Origin of the sequence: Rhodococcus sp. AH-ZY2 (assembly GCF_030916465.1) — a bacterium.
GTDB lineage: Bacteria > Actinomycetota > Actinomycetes > Mycobacteriales > Mycobacteriaceae > Rhodococcus > Rhodococcus ruber.
The window spans coordinates 1,144,343-1,161,538 of the sequence record NZ_CP126458.1; the positions used below are offsets into that span (position 1 = coordinate 1,144,343).

15 protein-coding genes are annotated in these 17,196 nt (G+C 71.4%); 6 read left to right on the forward strand and 9 right to left on the reverse strand.

Annotated elements, in window-relative coordinates:
* Positions 1-53 precede the first annotated feature (53 nt).
* The 4 genes from QNA09_RS06385 to QNA09_RS06400 all read right to left on the reverse strand — a co-directional run bounded on the left by QNA09_RS06385 (position 54) and on the right by QNA09_RS06400 (position 4,561).
* Entirely contained in the window at positions 54-1,856 is a 1,803-nt protein-coding gene (locus QNA09_RS06385) for a long-chain fatty acid--CoA ligase (protein ID WP_010592396.1), read from the reverse strand.
* Positions 1,857-2,014: 158 nt separating this feature from the next.
* Positions 2,015-2,644 carry a phosphoribosyltransferase gene (locus QNA09_RS06390; RefSeq protein ID WP_040275610.1) on the reverse strand — a complete coding sequence of 210 codons (630 nt, stop codon included), beginning with the start codon at positions 2,642-2,644 and terminating at the stop codon, positions 2,015-2,017.
* Between the two features lie 63 nt (positions 2,645-2,707).
* Complete coding sequence (locus QNA09_RS06395; protein ID WP_040275613.1) at positions 2,708-3,139, reverse strand: hypothetical protein; 432 nt, start codon at positions 3,137-3,139, stop codon at positions 2,708-2,710.
* 147 nt (positions 3,140-3,286) lie between these two features.
* Positions 3,287-4,561 carry a TrpB-like pyridoxal phosphate-dependent enzyme gene (locus QNA09_RS06400; protein ID WP_010592393.1) on the reverse strand — a complete coding sequence of 425 codons (1,275 nt, stop codon included), beginning with the start codon at positions 4,559-4,561 and terminating at the stop codon, positions 3,287-3,289.
* A 121-nt stretch (positions 4,562-4,682) separates the two neighbouring features.
* Between QNA09_RS06400 and QNA09_RS06405 the strand changes: the two genes are divergently transcribed.
* The 3 genes from QNA09_RS06405 (at position 4,683) to QNA09_RS06415 (ending at position 8,273) form a co-directional block, all read left to right on the forward strand.
* A complete protein-coding gene (locus QNA09_RS06405; RefSeq protein ID WP_029539871.1) occupies positions 4,683-5,255 on the forward strand; it encodes a TetR/AcrR family transcriptional regulator in 573 nt (190 codons plus the stop codon).
* Positions 5,252-6,292: an SDR family oxidoreductase gene (locus QNA09_RS06410; RefSeq protein WP_248957493.1), complete on the forward strand. Its 1,041-nt coding sequence runs from the start codon at positions 5,252-5,254 to the stop codon at positions 6,290-6,292. The genes QNA09_RS06405 and QNA09_RS06410 overlap by 4 nt, the downstream gene beginning before the upstream one ends.
* Before the next feature lie 70 nt (positions 6,293-6,362).
* The gene (locus tag QNA09_RS06415) at positions 6,363-8,273 is read left to right on the forward strand and encodes a DEAD/DEAH box helicase (protein ID WP_082752451.1); all 1,911 of its coding nucleotides are present in this window, start codon (positions 6,363-6,365) and stop codon (positions 8,271-8,273) included.
* A gap of 46 nt (positions 8,274-8,319) precedes the next feature.
* Here QNA09_RS06415 and QNA09_RS06420 read toward each other — a convergent pair whose 3' ends face one another.
* The 3 genes from QNA09_RS06420 to QNA09_RS06430 all read right to left on the reverse strand — a co-directional run bounded on the left by QNA09_RS06420 (position 8,320) and on the right by QNA09_RS06430 (position 11,646).
* Complete coding sequence (locus tag QNA09_RS06420; RefSeq protein WP_010592389.1) at positions 8,320-9,123, reverse strand: DUF1206 domain-containing protein; 804 nt, start codon at positions 9,121-9,123, stop codon at positions 8,320-8,322.
* A gap of 109 nt (positions 9,124-9,232) precedes the next feature.
* Positions 9,233-9,748 carry a DUF664 domain-containing protein gene (locus QNA09_RS06425; protein ID WP_203011557.1) on the reverse strand — a complete coding sequence of 172 codons (516 nt, stop codon included), beginning with the start codon at positions 9,746-9,748 and terminating at the stop codon, positions 9,233-9,235.
* Complete coding sequence (locus tag QNA09_RS06430; RefSeq protein ID WP_040275625.1) at positions 9,745-11,646, reverse strand: ABC transporter ATP-binding protein; 1,902 nt, start codon at positions 11,644-11,646, stop codon at positions 9,745-9,747. Before QNA09_RS06430 ends, QNA09_RS06425 begins: the two co-directional genes overlap by 4 nt.
* Positions 11,647-11,847: 201 nt before the next feature.
* Between QNA09_RS06430 and QNA09_RS06435 the strand changes: the two genes are divergently transcribed.
* The gene (locus QNA09_RS06435; RefSeq protein ID WP_010592385.1) at positions 11,848-12,309 is read left to right on the forward strand and encodes a PPOX class F420-dependent oxidoreductase; all 462 of its coding nucleotides are present in this window, start codon (positions 11,848-11,850) and stop codon (positions 12,307-12,309) included.
* A gap of 9 nt (positions 12,310-12,318) precedes the next feature.
* Here QNA09_RS06435 and QNA09_RS06440 read toward each other — a convergent pair whose 3' ends face one another.
* Positions 12,319-12,918, reverse strand: coding sequence for a hypothetical protein (locus QNA09_RS06440; protein WP_010592384.1), 600 nt, complete (start codon positions 12,916-12,918; stop codon positions 12,319-12,321).
* Between the two features lie 47 nt (positions 12,919-12,965).
* Positions 12,966-13,736, reverse strand: a complete 771-nt coding sequence (locus QNA09_RS06445; protein ID WP_248957494.1) for a deoxyribonuclease IV — start codon at positions 13,734-13,736, stop codon at positions 12,966-12,968.
* Positions 13,737-13,863: 127 nt separating this feature from the next.
* Here QNA09_RS06445 and QNA09_RS06450 point away from each other — a divergent pair, with 127 nt between their 5' ends.
* Both QNA09_RS06450 and QNA09_RS06455 read left to right on the forward strand, forming a co-directional pair.
* The gene (locus tag QNA09_RS06450; protein WP_003936171.1) at positions 13,864-14,622 is read left to right on the forward strand and encodes an ABC transporter ATP-binding protein; all 759 of its coding nucleotides are present in this window, start codon (positions 13,864-13,866) and stop codon (positions 14,620-14,622) included.
* A gap of 12 nt (positions 14,623-14,634) precedes the next feature.
* The gene (locus tag QNA09_RS06455) at positions 14,635-17,157 is read left to right on the forward strand and encodes an ABC transporter permease (RefSeq protein WP_248957495.1); all 2,523 of its coding nucleotides are present in this window, start codon (positions 14,635-14,637) and stop codon (positions 17,155-17,157) included.
* Positions 17,158-17,196: the final 39 nt, after the last annotated feature.

A 17,196-nucleotide genomic window follows, 5' to 3' on the forward strand; every position in this document is an offset into this window, starting at 1 on the left:
GAGGTGGAGGATGCATTCGCTCAGCCGGGGCATGGCCCTACGAGTAGATGGCCCTACGAGTAGATGGCCTCGATCGCCGTGCCGTGCGCCTCGTGGATGACGTTGCGCTTGAGCTTGAGCGTCGGGGTCAGCTCGCCGGTCTCGATGGTGAAGTCCACCTCGAGGATCCGGTACTTCTTGATCTGCTCGGGGTTGGAGACCTTCTTGTTGCCCTCGGCGACCGCGGCGTCGATCTCCGCGATCAGGTCGGGATGCCCGAGCAGCTCGGAGACCGGAGCGTCGGCGGCGATGCCGTGGCGTTCCTTCCAGCCGGGCAGGGCCTCGGGATCGAGGGTGATCAGCGCGCCGATGAACGGCTTCGCGTCGCCGACGACGATGACCTGGCTGATCAGCGGGTGTGCCCGGAGCGCGTCCTCGAGCACGGCCGGGGCGACGTTCTTGCCGCCGGCGGTGACGATGAGCTCCTTCTTGCGGCCGGTGATGTGGACGAACCCGTCCTCGTCGATCCTGCCGATGTCACCGGTGTGGAACCAGCCGTCGACGATCGCTTCGGCGGTGGCCTTCTCGTTCTTCCAGTAGCCGCCGAACACCGCGGGGCCCTTGAGCAGCAGCTCGCCGTCCTCGGCGATGCGTGCGGCGTGCCCGTTGACCGGCCGGCCGACGCTGCCCACCCGCTGGTGCTCGGGGGTGTTGAGGGTGACGCCACCCGTGGTCTCGGTCAGGCCGTAGCCCTCGTAGATGGGAATGCCGACGCCGCGGAAGAAGTGGCCCAGGCGCGCGCCGAGGGCGGCGCCGCCGGAGACCGCCTGCTCGCACTCGCCGCCGAGGGCCGCGCGCAGCTTGCTGTACACCAGCTTGTCGAAGACGAAGTGCTTGATCTTCAGGCCGAGGCCGGCCCCGCCCTTGTCCAGCGCCTCGCTGTACGCGATGGCGGTGTCGGAGGCCTTCTCGAAGATCTTGCCCTTGCCGCCGTCGTACGCCTTCTGCTTGGCCGAGTTGTAGACCTTCTCGAACACGCGCGGGACCGACAGGATGAAGTTCGGCTTGAACTCGCCGAGCTGGTCGAGCAGCGTGGTCAGGTCGGAGGTGTGCGCGACGGTCACGCCGTGCTCGAAGGCGCCGAACGAGATCTCGCGGGCGAACACGTGGGCGAGGGGCAGGAACAGCAGGGTCCGCTTGCCGCTCACCATGGAGTTCGGGAGGGCGAGCTTGACGGCGGCGGCCTCGGCCCACAGGTTGCTGTGGGTCAGCTGCACGCCCTTGGGGCGGCCGGTGGTGCCCGAGGTGTAGATCAGTGTGGCGGGGGACTCGGCCCGCACCTGGTGGCGCCGCTCCTCGAGCTGTGCGTCGGTGATCGCCGCACCCCGGGCGATCAGCTCGTCGACGGCGCTCTTGGCGCCCGGTGCGCCCTCGATCTGCAGGACCTCGCGCAGGGCCGGCGCGGCCTCGGCCACCGTCGCAACCGTTCGGGCGTGGCCGTCGTTCTCGACGACGAGCAGCGAGGTCCCCGAATCCTCGAGGATCCACTGGGCCTGGTCGGCCGAGGAGGTCTCGTAGATGGCGACGGTGCAGCCACCGGCCGCCCAGATCGCGTAGTCGATCAGGACCCACTCGTAGCGCGTGCTCGACAGGATCGCGACCCGGTCACCGAGCTCGATCCCGGACGCCATCAGGCCCTTGGCCACCCCGCGGACCTGGGCGGCGAACTCGGCGGCGGTGACGCTGACCCACCGGCCGTCGATCCGGCGCTCGAACGGCACCCAGGTCGGCGACTCCTTTTCGTGCCGGAAGACGGCCTCCGCCATCGATGCGTCCTCGGGGATCGAGAACGACTGTGGCACGGCAAACTCTTTCACGGTGACCCCTCCATCAATTTTCCACTTGTGGATGTGCATTGCATCACACGAGGCTGGAAAATGCAGCAGCGGGGGTGCCCGATTTGTAGCCTTTTCGCGCTGACCTGTAGATATAACTGTGAATTCTGGACACGGATACCGGTCGGCGCGGCAGGTGCTCAGGCGGATTCGAGCAGGCGGGCGGCCTCGTCGTCGGAGAGCTGATGGAAGTCGTCGTACGCGGCCCCGACGCTGCCCAGGTCGGCAGGCGTGAACGGGCACACCACCTCGTCGGCCACCGCTCGGACGCGTCGCGCCGCCTCCGGGGAGGCCACGGGAACCGCCAGCACCACCCGCTCGGCCCCGGACTCCCGCGCGGCCAGGCAGGCGACGGCGGCGGTCGCGCCGGTGGCCATGCCGTCGTCGACGAGGACGACCGTGCGTCCCGACAGCGACGTGCGCTCCTTGCCGCCGCGCAGCAGCCGGGCGCGACGGTCGAGTTCGGTGCGTTCGCGGGCCTCGATCCGTTCGATCGAGTCCTCGGCCACCCGGCCGATACGGATGACGTCCTCGTTGAGCACGCGGAAGCCGCCCTCGGCGATGGCGCCCATCGCCAGTTCCGGTTGCCACGGCACCCCCAGTTTGCGCACGACGAGTACGTCGAGCGGGGCGTCGAGCGCGTGTGCCACCTCCCGTGCGACGGGGATCCCGCCGCGGGGGAGCGCCAGGATCACAGGGTTCGCGTCGCGCAGGTGGGCAACCGAGCGGGCCAGCCGCCGCCCGGCCTCCGGACGGCCGGAATAACGCATGCGTCGAGTATGCGCCCGGCCGACGGGTGGCCGGGCGGGTTTGCCGCGGCCCGCGGGGGTCGGTCAGGCGACGCCGGACAGGGCCCGGGCCGGGCGCAGGGCGTCGAGGAGCGGCTGCCAGACGGCGGGGTCGCCCCCGGCCCGCTGCCACTCGTCGGCGAGGGTCGTGTCGTCCGTGCCGGCGAGGTCGTCCACCGAGTCGACGCCGTGCCGGTGCAGGACATCGGCGGCCAGTTCGACGGTGTCGGCGGCGATGGGCGCGTCCTCGGGGCTGTAGCGACGACGGTAGTGCCCGACCTTGCCGGCCCACTGGGCGCTGCCGCCGGTCTCCTCGAAGGTACGCAGAAGCGCGCGGATCCCGTCGTGGCCGGCGTCCGCGCCCTGCGCCGCCCGGTAGGCCCGGTAGCGATCGGTGACGATCCCAGGGTCTATCCCTCGGGTGCGGTGCACTGCGTCGAGCAGGCGCAGGGCCAGGTTGTCGGCTGCGTCGGGCATCGGGGCCTCCCGGTGGTGACATCGCGCGATGAAGCGGTTCCACAGGTGTATCGCCGATGACCGGCAGTGTGTTGCATCACAGCGTTCTTCGGCGTGTCTTCCCCCCGATCACAGGGGGAAGACACGCCGGCAGCGCTATCCGAGCTGCTATCCGAGCTCGCCGTGCAGGTAGGCGGCGTAGGCTGGCAGGTCGAGCTGCCCGTGCCCCGACAGCCCGATCACGATCACCTCGGGTTCGGTCACGGTCCGCGCGTACTCGGCGGCCGCCGCGATCGCGTGGGCCGACTCGGGGGCCGGCACGATGCCCTCGGTGCGGGCGAACTCGACCGCCGCCGCGAAGGCGTCGGTCTGCGCCACGGCTGTGCCCTGCACGTATCCCAGTTCGACGGTGTGACTCAGCAGTGGCGCCATGCCGTGATAGCGCAGCCCACCGGCGTGGATGGGATCGGGAATGAAATCCTGACCGAGGGTGTGCATCTTGAGCAGCGGGGTCAGGCCCACGATGTCGCCGTGGTCGTAGCGGTACTCGCCGCGCGTGATGGACGGGCACGCGGCGGGCTCGGCCGCCACCACCCGGGTGGTGGCACGGCCGTGCAGCACCTCGCGCAGGAACGGGAACGACAGGCCCGCGAGGTTGGAGCCGCCGCCGGCGCACCCGAACACGACGTCGGCCTGCTCCTCGCCGGCGGCACGCAGTTGCTCCACGGCCTCGAGGCCGATCACGGTCTGGTGCAGCACGACGTGGTTGAGCACGCTGCCGAGCGCATACCGGGCGGCGGGATCGCCGGCGGCGACCTCGACAGCCTCGGACACGGCGATGCCCAGCGAGCCGGGGGTGTCCGGCTGCTCGTCGAGGACCTTGCGGCCGGACGCGGTGAGGTCCGACGGGCTCGAGTGCACGGTGCCGCCGTACACCTCGATGAGGTGCCTGCGGTACGGCTTGGACTCGTACGAGGCGCGCACCTGCCACACCTCGAGGTCGATGCCGAACTTGGCGCATGCGAACGACAGGGCGCTGCCCCACTGGCCGGCGCCGGTCTCGGTGGTGAGCTTCTTCACGCCGTCGACGGAGTTGTAGTACGCCTGCGCGAGAGCCGAATTCGTCTTGTGGCTGCCCACCGGGCTCACGCCCTCGTACTTGACGTAGATGCGGGCGGCGGTGCCGAGCGCCCGCTCGAAGGACCGGGCCCGCAGCAGCGGCGTGGTGCGGTAGGTCGCGTACGCCTCCCGGACGGGCTCGGGGATCGCGATGTCGGTCTCGGTGGAGAGCTCCTGCTCGATCAGCCCCGCGGCGAACAGCGGTTCGAGATCGGCGGCCGTGACCGGCTCCCTCGTGCCGGGATGCAGGTGCGGCGGCGGGGCGTCGGGCAGATCTCCCGCGATGTTGTACCAGTGGGTGGGAATGCTGACGGGCTCCGACACCGGACGGTCCTTTCGTCTTACGAGAGTGGAACGGGTTCAGTGTGCCTTCCGTCGCATGCGGGCTGCCGCGCCAGGTCCGTCGGCATCGACAGAAATATGTAGACCGGTCTATTGTTTAGGGGTGACCACCAAGGGCGCGCGCACGAAGGCGCGCATGATCGACACCACGCTGGATCTGATCCAGTCCCGCGGCTACCACGGCACCGGGCTGGGCCGCATCACCGATGCCTCCGGGGCGCCGCGCGGCTCGGTGTACTTCCACTTCCCCGGCGGCAAGGACGAACTCGTCGTGGCGGCCCTGGACCGGGTGGGCGCGGAGTTCACCGGCCTGCTCGAGGAGCTGCTGGCCGAGGGGCGGACCGCCGCCGAGATCGTCGCCGCGGTGTTCGACGACCTCGCGGCCCGGCTCGAGGGGTCCGGGTTCGCGGCCGGCTGCGCCGTGGTCGCCGTCGCCGTCGACGCCGCCGCCGACAACCCTGTGCTGCAGCAGAGCTGCGCCCGCGTCTACGAATCGTGGCGCGTGATCCTCGAGCGCGTGCTCGCCCGCGACGGGGTACCCGATGCCGCCCGGCTCGCCGGGGTGATCGTCAGCCTCGTCGAGGGCGCCACCACCGTCGCCCGTGCCCGGCACGACGTGGCCCCCCTCGCGGACGCCCGCGCGGTCGCACTCGACCTCGTCGGAGCCGGACGATGAGCGCCGCGGTGGTCTTCGGGGCGACGGGGTTCCTCGGCCGCGGACTGCTGCGGGACCTGCTCACCGGCCCCGACGGGGACGTCCTCGTCGTCGCCGCGGTGCGTTCGGCGGAGTCCGGGGCACGCCTGCGCGACCGGCTCGCCGCCGACGGGGTGCCGCTCGACCGGCTCTCGGTCCACGTGTTCGACCCGGACGCCGCCGAGCTCGCCCTCGATCCCGCGCCGGCGGACGTGCGTGACGTCTACAACCTGGCCGCCGCGTTCGCCTTCGGGATGACCGCGCACGCGGCGCGGGAGGTGAACGTCGTTCTGGCGGCGAAGATCACCCGATTCGCGGCGGTGGCGGACGCGCGCCGGCTCGTGCACGTCAGCGGCTACCGGGTCGCGGCGTACCCGGCCGTGCCGGCGCCGTGGCCCCGGCGGCACCGGCGGCGCACCTACCGCAGGTTCGGCGCGTACGAGGCGTCGAAGATCGAAGCCGACGCGGTGGTGCGTGCACTCGCCGCCGAACTCGGGGTTCCCCTCACGGTCGTCAATCCCGGGACGGTGATCGGCGACTCCCGCACCGGGGCGGCCGATCAGTACCTCGGTCTCGCGGAGCTGGTCGTGCAACTCGCCCGCGGGCAGCTGCGCGCCGTGCCCGGCTCCCGGCGCACCGTGCTGCCCGTCGTCACCGTCGACCATCTGGCCCGGTTCCTGGCGCTGGTGCCGCGCGATCCGGAGACGGTGGGGCAGGCCTACTGGGTCCTCGACGAGGCCACCCCTCCGCTGCCCGAACTCGTCGCCCTGCTCGCCGACGAACTCGGCGTCCCCGCACCACGCCGGCGGATACCCGTGGCGGTGCTGCGGGCGCTGCCGTCCCGCGTGACCGGTGCGGAGAAGGAGACCCTGAGCTTTCTCAGCGCCGACACCTACCCGACGGCGTCCACCGCCGCCCTCGCCCGCCGGCACGGACTCGAGTACCCGCCGGTGCGGCCGGCGCTGCGGCTGTGGGCCCGCCATCTGGCGGCGACGGCGCCGGGTTCGGCGGGCGGATAGGGTGGTCGGGGACCCCCGTCCGGGCGCTGTGGAGGGGTCATGGCCGTCCATCCGATAAACTGCAGGTCAAATGAGTGATACTGTGCAAGACCCCGAAGCCGACACCGCCACCCCCACGTTCGCCGATCTCGACATCGACGCCCGTGTGCTGCAGGCGCTTTCGGATGTGGGCTACGAGAACCCGTCGCCGATCCAGGCGGCCACCATCCCGCCGCTGCTGGAGGGGCGCGACGTCGTCGGTCTCGCGCAGACCGGTACCGGCAAGACCGCCGCGTTCGCGGTGCCGATCCTGTCGCGGATCGACACCGCGGTGAAACGGCCCCAGGCGCTGATCCTGGCGCCCACCCGCGAGCTCGCCCTGCAGGTCGCCGAGGCTTTCGGCAAGTATTCGGCGCACATCCCGGGTCTGCACGTGCTGCCCATCTACGGCGGCCAGAGCTACGGCGTGCAGCTGTCCGGGCTGCGCCGGGGCGCGCAGGTCATCGTGGGCACGCCCGGACGTGTGATCGATCACCTCGCCAAGGGCACCCTCGACATCTCCGAGCTCGAGTTCCTCGTGCTCGACGAGGCCGACGAGATGCTCACCATGGGCTTCCAAGAGGACGTCGAGCGGATCCTCGCCGACACCCCCGAGAGCAAGCAGGTCGCGCTGTTCTCGGCGACCATGCCGGGCGCCATCCGCCGGTTGTCCAAGCAGTATCTGCACGACCCGGTCGAGATCACGGTCAAGTCGAAGACGACGACGTCGGCGAACATCTCCCAGCGCTGGGTGCTCGTGTCGCACCAGCGCAAGCTCGACGCCCTGACCCGGATTCTCGAGGTCGAGCAGTTCGAGGCGATGATCATCTTCGTCCGGACGAAGCAGGCCACCGAGGACCTCGCGGAGCGGCTGCGGGCCCGGGGCTTCTCGGCCGCCGCGATCAACGGCGACATCGTCCAGGCCCAGCGCGAACGCACCATCGGGCAGCTCAAGAGCGGCGCGCTGGACATCCTCGTCGCGACGGACGTCGCGGCCCGCGGCCTGGACGTCGACCGCATCAGCCACGTCGTGAACTACGACATCCCGCACGACACCGAGTCCTACGTGCACCGCATCGGCCGCACCGGCCGGGCCGGCCGCAGCGGTGACGCGCTCCTGTTCGTCGCCCCCCGCGAGCGGCACCTGCTCAAGGCGATCGAGCGGGCCACCCGGCAGCCGCTCACCGAGATCCAGCTGCCGTCGGTGGAGGATGTCAACGCCCAGCGCGTCGAGAAGTTCAACGACTCCATCACCGAGGCGCTCACCTCCGACCATCTGGCGTTGTTCCGGCGATTCGTCGAGGACTACGAGCGCGAGCACGACGTGCCTCTCGCCGACATCGCGGCGGCGCTCGCGGTGCTCTCCCGCGACGGGGAGTCGTTCCTCATGGAGGCCGAACCCGAGCCCGTGGCACCGCCGCGGCGCGAACGCGAGCCGCGGGAGCGGCCGCCGCGCCGGTTCGACGACGACGGTGCGTCCCGTGTCGGGCGGGACGGACAGGAACTGGTCACCTACCGCATCGCCGTGGGCAAGCGCCACCGCGTGGTGCCCGGCGCGATCGTCGGCGCCATCGCCAACGAGGGCGGCCTGCGCCGCAGCGACTTCGGGCACATCAGCATCCGCCCGGATCACAGCCTCGTCGAGCTGCCGAAGGACCTGTCGCCGGAGACGCTCGAGGCGTTGCGGGGCACCCGCATCTCGGGTGTGCTGATCCAGCTGCAGCCCGACAGCGGGGCCCCGTCGGGCCGCCCGTCGTCCTACCGTCCGCGCGACGACCGCGGGGAGCGCCGCCAGGGTGAGCGCAGGGAGTACGGCGGCAAGAAGGACTGGGGCGATCGCGGCGGCCGCGGCAAGGACTTCGGCGGGCGCGGCGACAAGCCGCACCGTGGCTTCCGGGAACGCTCGGGCGAGCGCGGGCAGTCCGGTGGACACGGCACCGGCGGCTATCGCGGGCGCGACTGAGGGCACCGGTGGTGATCGCGGGCGCGCCTGAGCGCGCCCGCGAGACTCACATCTTCCCGTACCGCGCCAGGACGAAGCAGTACACGCCGTACGCGGCGATGCCGAGACCGGCCGCGACGAGCAGGATCTGACCGAACGGGGCGGTGCCCAGCGTCTTGAGGGCACCGTCCAGTCCCGTCGCCTTGGACGGGTCGGCGGTGAACGTCGCGACGAGGACCAGGACGCCGGCACCGGCGATCGCCAGGCCCTTCGCGACGTACCCGACGACACCGAGCGGCTCGGCGTACCGGGGCAGCCGCCCGCGGTGCAGGTCGTCGAGGAACTTCTTCGCCGCGCCCTTGTAGACGTGGTAGGCGCCGATGCCGATGATCACCAGACCGGCCGCGACGAGCAGGACCTTGCCGCCGCCGGACTGCATCAACCGGGCGCTCAATCCGGCGTTCTGCTCACTGCTCGACTTGCCGCTGCCCCGCGCGAACTGGAACGCGGTCAGCGCCAGCGCCAGGTAGGCCACAGCGACCCCGAGGGTCTTGACCCGGTCCAGGGCCGAGGGCTTCTCGAGGTCCGAGCGTTTGCCCACCGCGGCTTCGACCAGGCGCCACACCGCCAGGGCGGTGAGCGTCACGGCCAGGACCCACAGGACGATCCTGCCGCCGGGCTGGGCGGCGAGCTGGCGGAGCGCGCCGGACTGATCGGCGCTGGCCGGATCGCCGAATGCAACCTGGATCACGACGTACGCGATCAGCAGGTGCACCACCCCGCTCGCGGCCTGTCCGGCCCGCGCCACCTTCTCGAACATCGGGTGCTGAGCGGCGCCCGCAGCGCCCGTGCTGGTCTGTTGTCCGGTCACGCGACAGGCCTCCAGGATCTCGCGGCGACGGCGCCGGGGCGCCCGGGCAGTGGTGCCTACGGGCAGCCTATCGCGGCTGCGGGGCGCCGTCCGGGTTCGCCGGTGCCGGCTACCGGACCCGGCCCGCCAGGACGTCGGCGGTGGCCCCGTCGACGGATTCGCGGATGATGTCGGCGTGGCCGGCGTGCCGGGCCCATTCCTCGATCTGGTGCAGGACCAGGAAGCGGACACTCAGCGGCACGCCCTGGTCCAGCCAGCGGGCGATGCTCTCCGGCAGGTCCACCACCCGGCCGAGGTCCGGCTCCGCCCGCAGCACGTCGGCGAAGCGAGCTGCGACGGTGTCGAGCCGGGCGAGCTGACCCGCGACGGTCTCGTCGTCGCGCACCTCCCACCCGGCCGTCCAGGCCGCGACGGGGTCGGGGTCGCGGGACTCGGTTCCGGAGATGCGGTCGGCGGCCGCGACCTCGCCGTCGATCACATGGTTCAGCAGTGAGGCCAGGCTCATCGCCGAGGCGCTGGGTGCACTGCGGGCCTGGTCCTCGGTCAGGCCGGACAGCGCATTGCGGAACGCGGTGCGCTGAGTGTCGAGCAGGAGGAGCAGCAGGTCGGTCTCGTTCGTCGTCATGTGCCCAGTGTCGGGGCCATTGCGGACATCTTCGGTCCTGAATCGGCGAACTGGGTGCGGTACAGCTCGCCGTAGCGGCCGTCGGCGGCAAGCAGTTCGGCGTGGGTGCCGCGCTCGACGATGCGGCCGTCCTCGACCACGAGGATGAGGTCCGCCGCGCGGACCGTGGACAACCGGTGCGCGATCACCACCGCCGTCCGGCCGGCCAGCGCCTCCGTGAGCGCCTCCTGCACGGCGGCCTCCGAGGTCGAGTCCAGGTGCGCGGTGGCCTCGTCGAGGATCACCACCCGCGGATGGGCGAGCAGCAGGCGCGCGATGGTCAGCCGCTGGCGTTCACCCCCGGAGAGCCGGTACCCGCGTTCGCCGACGACGGTGTCCAGGCCGTCGGGAAGGGAGCGGATCAGCTCGGTGAGCCGGGCCCGGTGCAGTACGTCCCACAACTCGTCCTCGGTCGCCTCCGGGCGAGCCAGGAGCAGGTTCGCCCGCACGGTGTCGTGGAACAGGTGCCCGTCCTGGGTCACCATGCCGACGGCGCCGCGGATCGAGGCGGTCGTCAGCCGGCGCACGTCGACGTCGCCGAGCAGCACGGATCCGGCGTCGGTGTCGTAGAGCCGCGGCACCAGCTGCGCGATGGTGGACTTGCCGGCGCCGGAGGAACCCACCAGGGCCACCATCTGCCCGGGCGCGGCCCGGAAGCTCACGTCGTGCAGGACCGGTGCGCCGCCGCGGGTGTCGAGGGTGGCCACCTCCTCCAGCGAGGCCAGCGAGACCTTGTCGGCGGAGGGGTACGCGAAGTCCACGTGCCGGAACTCGACGGCGACCGGACCGTCGGGGACGGGGCGGGCGTCGGGCGCCTCCTCGATCAGCGGCCGCAGGTCGAGCACCTCGAAGACCCGCTCGAAGCTCACCATCGCGCTCATCACGTCGACGCGGGCGCTCGCGAGCGCGGTCAGCGGCGAGTACAGCCGCGTGAGCAGCATCGCCATCGCCACGACGGCGCCCGGCTCGAGTTGTCCGCGCAGCGCGTAGAAGCCGCCGAGGCCGTAGACCAGGGCCAGCGCGAGGGCGGACACGAGCGTCAGAGCGGTGACGAACACCGACTGCAGCATCGCCGTCTTCACCCCGATGTCGCGCACCCGGCGGGCCCGGACGGCGAACTCCGACGATTCCTGCGACGGGCGTCCGAACAGCTTCACCAGCGTCGCCCCGGGCGCGGAGAACCGCTCCGTCATCTGGGTGCTCATCATCGAATTGTGGTTGGCTGCTTCACGATTCAGTCGGGCGAGTCGTACGCCCATGTGCCGGGCGGGCACCACGAAGATCGGCAGCAGCAGCAGCGCGAGCAGCGTGATCTGCCACGAGATGCCGATCATCACCACCAGCGTGATCGCGAGGGTGACGAGGTTGCCGACCACCCCGGAGAGGGTGTCGCTGAAGGCCCGCTGGGCACCGATCACGTCGCTGTTGAGCCGGCTGACGAGGGCGCCGGTGCGGGTGCGGGTGAAGAACGCGACGGGCATGCGCTGCACATGGTCGAACACGGTGGTGCGCAGGTCGAGGATCAGGTCCTCGCCGATACTCGCGGACAGCCAGCGGTTCAGGATCCCCAGGCCGGCCTCGACGAGCGCGATCGCGGCGATCAGCACCGCCAGCCACGTGATCACCGAGAGGTCGGCGCGGTCGACGATCGCATCGATCACTCGGCCGGCCAACACGGGGGTGGCCACTCCGAGCGCGGCGATCACGACGCTCAGCAGCAGGTACATGCCGATGTTGCGGCGGTGGGGGCGGGCGAACTCGGCGATCCGGCGCAGGCTGGCGCGCGAGAACGGGCGCCGGTCGCTCTGCGCGTGCATCGCGTTGTACATCGCGTTCCACGCGGTCACTTCCATGCTCATGTGGGGAGCCTCCTGAAGTCGGTCGCCCGACCGTAGAACCTCGAGTGGACTCGAGGTCAAGGGTAGGTCGCGCGGGGCCACGCGACCGTGTCGTCACCACCGGATCCGTCGGCGCGGTCGCGTCCCGCCGGGGGAATTCTGCCCGGCCACTCCGACAGGAAGGCTCGTCGTCGTCGCGGCCGCGGACGTAGGGTCGGGAGCATGGCACCGAAGATCGCAACCGCAGACCGCGTGGACCGTGACCGGTTGCTCGAGTTCGTCCGCCCGCGTCACCGCGGCACGCTGGTCACCACCCGGTCCGACGGCCGGCTGCAGATGTCCCCGGTCACGTGCGGGCTCGACGACGCCGGCCGCATCGTGATCGCGACCTACCCGGAACGCGCCAAGGTCGTGAACATCCGCCGCCGCCCGGCCGTGTCGATCATGATCCACTCCGACGACTGGAACGGCCCGTACGTCCAGATCGACGGCACCGCCGAGGTGATCCACCTGCCGGATTCGGTCGAGCCGCTGGTCGAGTACTTCCGCGCCGTCGCCGGGGAGCACCCCGACTGGGACGAGTACCGGGAGGCCATGCGCACGCAGGGCAAGTCCCTGATCCGCATCACCGTCGACGACTGGGGTCCCGTGGCGACGGGCGGCTTCCCGCCCGGCCGGGTCTGAACCGCGGGATCAGCGCGCGACGTCTACGACCAGCCGGGTCGGGTTCGTCAGCGTGTACACGTCGAACGGGGTGTTCGGCTCCGCGACGCCGATGAACGACTGGGTCACGCCCTCGAACACCCCGGAGCCGTTGACCTCGACGACCGAGCCGCCCGGCTGCGCGAGCACCGGGTTCGGGCCGGAGTAGGGCTCGACACCGCTGTCGAACGGGTACGCGGACCCGTCGATGAGCACCTGCAGGATCGCGCCGCCCGCGACGGTCACGTCGTTGCCGCTGCCGTCCTGCACCGCCCGGTCGACGTAGCCGACGCGCCATCCCGGGGTGCCGGTCCCGCCCATCTCGTACACGACCCGGTCGAAGTTCTCGTGCCGGCCGGTGCGGATCTCGGTGACGGTCAGCTTCGCGTCCGCCGAGGCGGGTGACGTCTTGTCCGCCGCGTCGGTGGGGGCGGGCTCCTCACGCGACGAGTCCGTCGACCCCGACGAGGACCCGGACGGGACGGACGAGGTGGCGGTGCTCGCCGACGCGGACGGCGCAGGGCTGTCGGCGTCCGAGCAGCCCGCGAGGACCAGGGCGAGGGCGACGACGGCGATCCGGGCGTGCTTCATGGGGAAGATGTTACGGCTGTGACGGAGCGGTTTCCGGGAAGCAGGCCTCACTCCAGGAGTTCGCGCAGGTAGGCGATGTCCTCGGCAATTCCCTCCGCCGGGGTTTCGAGGACGACCGGGGCGTCCGCCGCCCGGCACACGGCCACCAACAGGTCGGGATCGATCGTGCCGGAGGTGATGCCGGCGTGGCGGTCCCGGCCGGAACCGAAGCCGTCGCGGGAATTGTTCAGGTGGACCAGGTCGATCCTGCCGGTCGCGGCCCGTACCCGTTCGACCACGTCGACGAGGTCCTCGCCGCCCGCCCACGCGTGGCAGGTGTCCAGGCAGAAACCCACGTCGTAGTCGCCGACGGCGTCCCACAACCGCGCGATCGCGGCCACGTGCCGCGCCATCGCGAAGTCGCCACCCGCGGTGTTCTCGATCAGGACGGGTACCGCGAACCCGCCCCTGTCCTCCTGCCGCTCGAACAGCTTGCGCCAGTTCTCCACGCCCGCCGCGACCTCCTCCCCGGACCGGACGTGACCGCCGTGCACGACCAGACCGAAGGCGCCGAGTCGGGCGGCCGCCTCCGCGTGCTCGGCCACGGCCTTGCGCGACGGCATCCGCAGCCGGTTGTTCGTGCTGGCGACGTTGATCACGTAGGGGGCGTGCACCACCACCGCGACGTCGGACGCACGGATCTGCTCCTGCCGGGGGTGCGTGCCCGGTCTCGTCCACCCCTGGGGATCGCCGAGGAACAGTTGCACCAGGTCTGCGCCGTATCGTTCGCCGCAGCCGATCGGATCGTCGTCCTGCCGGACGTGTGCTCCTATCCGCATGATCTCGACGGTAGCGCCCGGCGGTGCCTCGCCGGCGCCTCGCCGCGCGTCACCCTGAGATCCGGCCGCGAGGAATCCGGGACGTCCCCGATGGTGCCCCGTCGGAAAAGTCAGGAAGATGGTGGGCATGCCAGCCCACACCGCCACCGCCGCGCGCGCTATCGACCTGATCAAGATCTACGGAACCGGTGAGACCGCTGTCCACGCCCTCGACGGCGTGAACGCGGAGTTCGCGGCGGGGGAGTTCACCGCCATCATGGGCCCCTCGGGTTCGGGGAAGTCGACACTCATGCACTGCCTCGCCGGCCTCGACACCGCCACGTCCGGTGCAGTGGTCCTCGGTGACACCGATCTGACGGACCTGTCCGACAAGCAGATGACCCAGTTGCGCCGCGACCGGATCGGCTTCGTCTTCCAGGCGTTCAACCTGGTGCCCACGCTCACCGCCCTCGAGAACATCACGCTGCCCGTCGACATCGCCGGACGCAAGGTCGACCGGGAATGGCTGGACACCGTCGTGACCCGTCTCGGGCTCGGCGACCGGCTCGATCACCGGCCGGGGGAGCTGTCCGGCGGTCAGCAGCAGCGGGTGGCCTGCGCTCGCGCGCTCGCCGGCCGGCCCGACATCATCTTCGGTGACGAGCCCACCGGTAACCTCGACTCCCGCTCCTCGGGTGAGGTGATGTCGATCCTGCGGGCCGCGGTCGACGAGTTCGGGCAGACCGTCGTGATCGTCACCCACGACCCCCGGGCGGCCAGCTACGCGGACCGCGTGGTGTTCCTCGCGGACGGGCGCATCGTCGACGAGATGCGCGATCCGACCGCAGAGTCGGTCCTCGACCGGATGAAGCAGTTCGACGCCGTCGCCGTTCCCACGGCGAAGTAGGGCGAGCCGACCATGAGCGCGAATCCCGTCCGCAGGGTTGCCCTGCGCAACCTCGCCGCCCACAAGGTGCGGCTGCTGCTGACCGTTCTGTCCGTGGTGCTCGGCACGGCGTTCGTCACCGGCTCCTTCGTCTTCACCGACACGCTGCAGCGCACGTTCGACGGCCTCTTCGCCGACGCCGCCCAGGGCGTCGACGTCCGCGTCAGCAGCGAACAGCAGGGCTCGAGCGGCGTCCCCGACTCCGACGTCGCGGTCGTCTCCGCGGTCCCCGGTGTGCGGACCGTGGTGCCGGCGTTCGGGGGGCCGGTCATCGTCCTCGACTCCGAGGGGGCGGCCATCCAGACCGGCGGTGCCCCCAGCGAGGGGACCGCCTACCTGCCGCCCGACCAGCAGCTCGGTGATCCGACCGAGTTCGTTGCCGGGCAGCCGCCCACCGCCGACGGCCAGATCGCGCTCAACTCGAGCGCCGCCGAACGTGCCGGTCTGTCCGTCGGTGACTCGACGAAGGTCCTCGCCGCGTCGGCCGGGATCCTTCCGGTCACGGTCAGCGGCATCTACGACGTCGAGACCGACACCGGCGGATACGTCGGGGCGATGTTCACCGAGAACCAGGCCCGTGCCCTGTTCACCGACGGCACCCACGTGCAGTACATCGACGTCGCCGGGGACGGGGTCCCCGCCGACGAGCTGCGGGACCGGATCGCCGTCGCCGTGCCCGACCAGAAGGTCCAGACCGGCGCCGAGGTGAGCGAGGAGATCAAGTCCGAGATCGAGGAGGCGCTGAGCTTCCTGAACTACTTCCTGCTCGCGTTCGGCGCGATCGCGCTGCTGGTGGGCACCTTCATCATCTACAACACCTTCTCGATGATCGTCGCGCAGCGCCTGCGGGAGCTCGCGCTGCTCCGGGCGATCGGCGCGAGCCGCGGCCAGGTGGGCCGGTCGGTGACCCTCGAGGCGCTGGTCGTCGGGGTCGTGGGCAGTGCCCTCGGCATCGTCGGCGGCGTGGCCCTCGCCTACGGGCTGCGCGCCGCGCTCAACGCGTTCGACGTCGGCCTGCCCTCGGGTCCCCTGCAGCTCGCGCCGCGCACCGTGCTCGTGGCCCTGCTCATCGGCATCGTCGTCACCGTCGTCAGCGCCTACGCCCCGGCCCGTCGGGCGAGCAAGGTCCCGCCGGTCGCGGCCATGCGGGAGGAGTCGACCGCGACCGTCGAGTCGCTGCGCCTGCGCACCGTCGTCGGGGCGGTCGCCGCCGTGGTCGGTGCCGCTGTCGTCGTCGTCGGCGCCCAGGGCACCGGCGGGGGCGCGGCCTCCACCGTCGGCATCGGGGCGTTCGCCCTGATCATCGCGGTCCTGCTCGCGGCGCCCGCGCTGTCGCGGCCCTTCGTCGCGGGGCTCGGCGCGGTCGTCGCCCGCCCGTTCGGAGCCGTGGGCCGGCTCGCCCGCACCAATGCGGTGCGCAATCCCCGCCGCACCGCCGCGACCGCGTTCGCCCTGACCCTGGGCCTGATGCTGGTGTCCGTGATCGGGGTGTTCGGCGCGTCCGCCAAGGCGAGCGTCAATTCGCTCGTCGACACCGGCGTCAAGTCCGACTTCATGCTCACCGGACCGCAGATGATCGGCGTGCCCGTGGGGGCGGCTGCGGCGGCCGCCCGCGCCGAGGGCGTGGAGGAGACCGTCGCGATGCACGGTGTCCCGGCGCGCATCGGCGACGAGGACACGTTCGGCGTCGCGCTGTCCGGGCCCGTCGCCGACGTGCTCGAGGTCGACGTCGTCGAGGGACGCGAGGACGTCGCCGGTACCGACCTGCTCGTGTCGCAGACCACGGCCACGGAGAAGGGCTGGCGGGTCGGCGATGCGGTCACCCTCACCAGCCGCGACGGTGAGGACGTCGCCACGACGGTGAGCGGCATCTTCGCCGACAACCAGTTGCTCGGCTCGTGGGTCGTCTCCGAGGAGGTCTACCAGCAGTTCACCGCACCGGCATCCCGCGCGGACTTCGTGGTGTTCGTCAACACCGCGGCCGGCAGCGACCCGGAGACGATCCGCACGGCCCTCGAGGACGCCACCAAGCAGTTCGTCGTGGTCCAGGTGCTCGACCGGGAACAGTTCAAGGGTCAGCAGGCCGCCCAGATCGACACCCTGCTCGCCGTGCTCTACGGGCTCCTCGCGCTGGCGGTGGTCATCGCGGTCCTGGGCATCGTCAACACTCTCGCGCTGTCGGTCGTGGAACGCCGCCGGGAGATCGGCATGCTCCGCGCGGTGGGCATGCAGCGGGTCCAGGTCCGCCGCACCATCTACCTCGAGTCGATGCTCATCGCGGTGTTCGGGGCGGTCGTCGGTCTGGTGCTGGGTCTGGCGTTCGGCTGGGGCTTCGTCCGGACCCTGGCCGATCAGGGCCTCGACCAAATCGCCGTCCCGTGGGGACAGGTGCTCGGCATGCTCGTCGGCTCGGCCGTCGTCGGGGTGCTCGCCGCCCTGTGGCCGGGTGTGCGCGCCGCGCGCACCCCGCCGCTCGAGGCGATCTCCGACATCTGACGCCGCAGTCCTCGTCGTCCGCCCCCGGTGCCACGCACC

What these genes read in the sequence shown, in the direction of transcription:
- QNA09_RS06390 (WP_040275610.1), bottom strand. Translation starts at nt 2,644, where the DNA reads ATGCGTTATTCCGGCCGTCCGGAGGCCGGGCGGCGGCTGGCCCGCTCG.
- QNA09_RS06395 (WP_040275613.1), bottom strand. Translation starts at nt 3,139, where the DNA reads ATGCCCGACGCAGCCGACAACCTGGCCCTGCGCCTGCTCGACGCAGTG.
- QNA09_RS06410 (WP_248957493.1), top strand. Translation starts at nt 5,252, where the DNA reads ATGAGCGCCGCGGTGGTCTTCGGGGCGACGGGGTTCCTCGGCCGCGGA.
- QNA09_RS06415 (WP_082752451.1), top strand. Translation starts at nt 6,363, where the DNA reads ATGAGTGATACTGTGCAAGACCCCGAAGCCGACACCGCCACCCCCACG.
- QNA09_RS06425 (WP_203011557.1), bottom strand. Translation starts at nt 9,748, where the DNA reads ATGACGACGAACGAGACCGACCTGCTGCTCCTCCTGCTCGACACTCAG.
- QNA09_RS06430 (WP_040275625.1), bottom strand. Translation starts at nt 11,646, where the DNA reads ATGAGCATGGAAGTGACCGCGTGGAACGCGATGTACAACGCGATGCAC.
- QNA09_RS06435 (WP_010592385.1), top strand. Translation starts at nt 11,848, where the DNA reads ATGGCACCGAAGATCGCAACCGCAGACCGCGTGGACCGTGACCGGTTG.
- QNA09_RS06440 (WP_010592384.1), bottom strand. Translation starts at nt 12,918, where the DNA reads ATGAAGCACGCCCGGATCGCCGTCGTCGCCCTCGCCCTGGTCCTCGCG.
- QNA09_RS06445 (WP_248957494.1), bottom strand. Translation starts at nt 13,736, where the DNA reads ATGCGGATAGGAGCACACGTCCGGCAGGACGACGATCCGATCGGCTGC.
- QNA09_RS06450 (WP_003936171.1), top strand. Translation starts at nt 13,864, where the DNA reads ATGCCAGCCCACACCGCCACCGCCGCGCGCGCTATCGACCTGATCAAG.
- QNA09_RS06455 (WP_248957495.1), top strand. Translation starts at nt 14,635, where the DNA reads ATGAGCGCGAATCCCGTCCGCAGGGTTGCCCTGCGCAACCTCGCCGCC.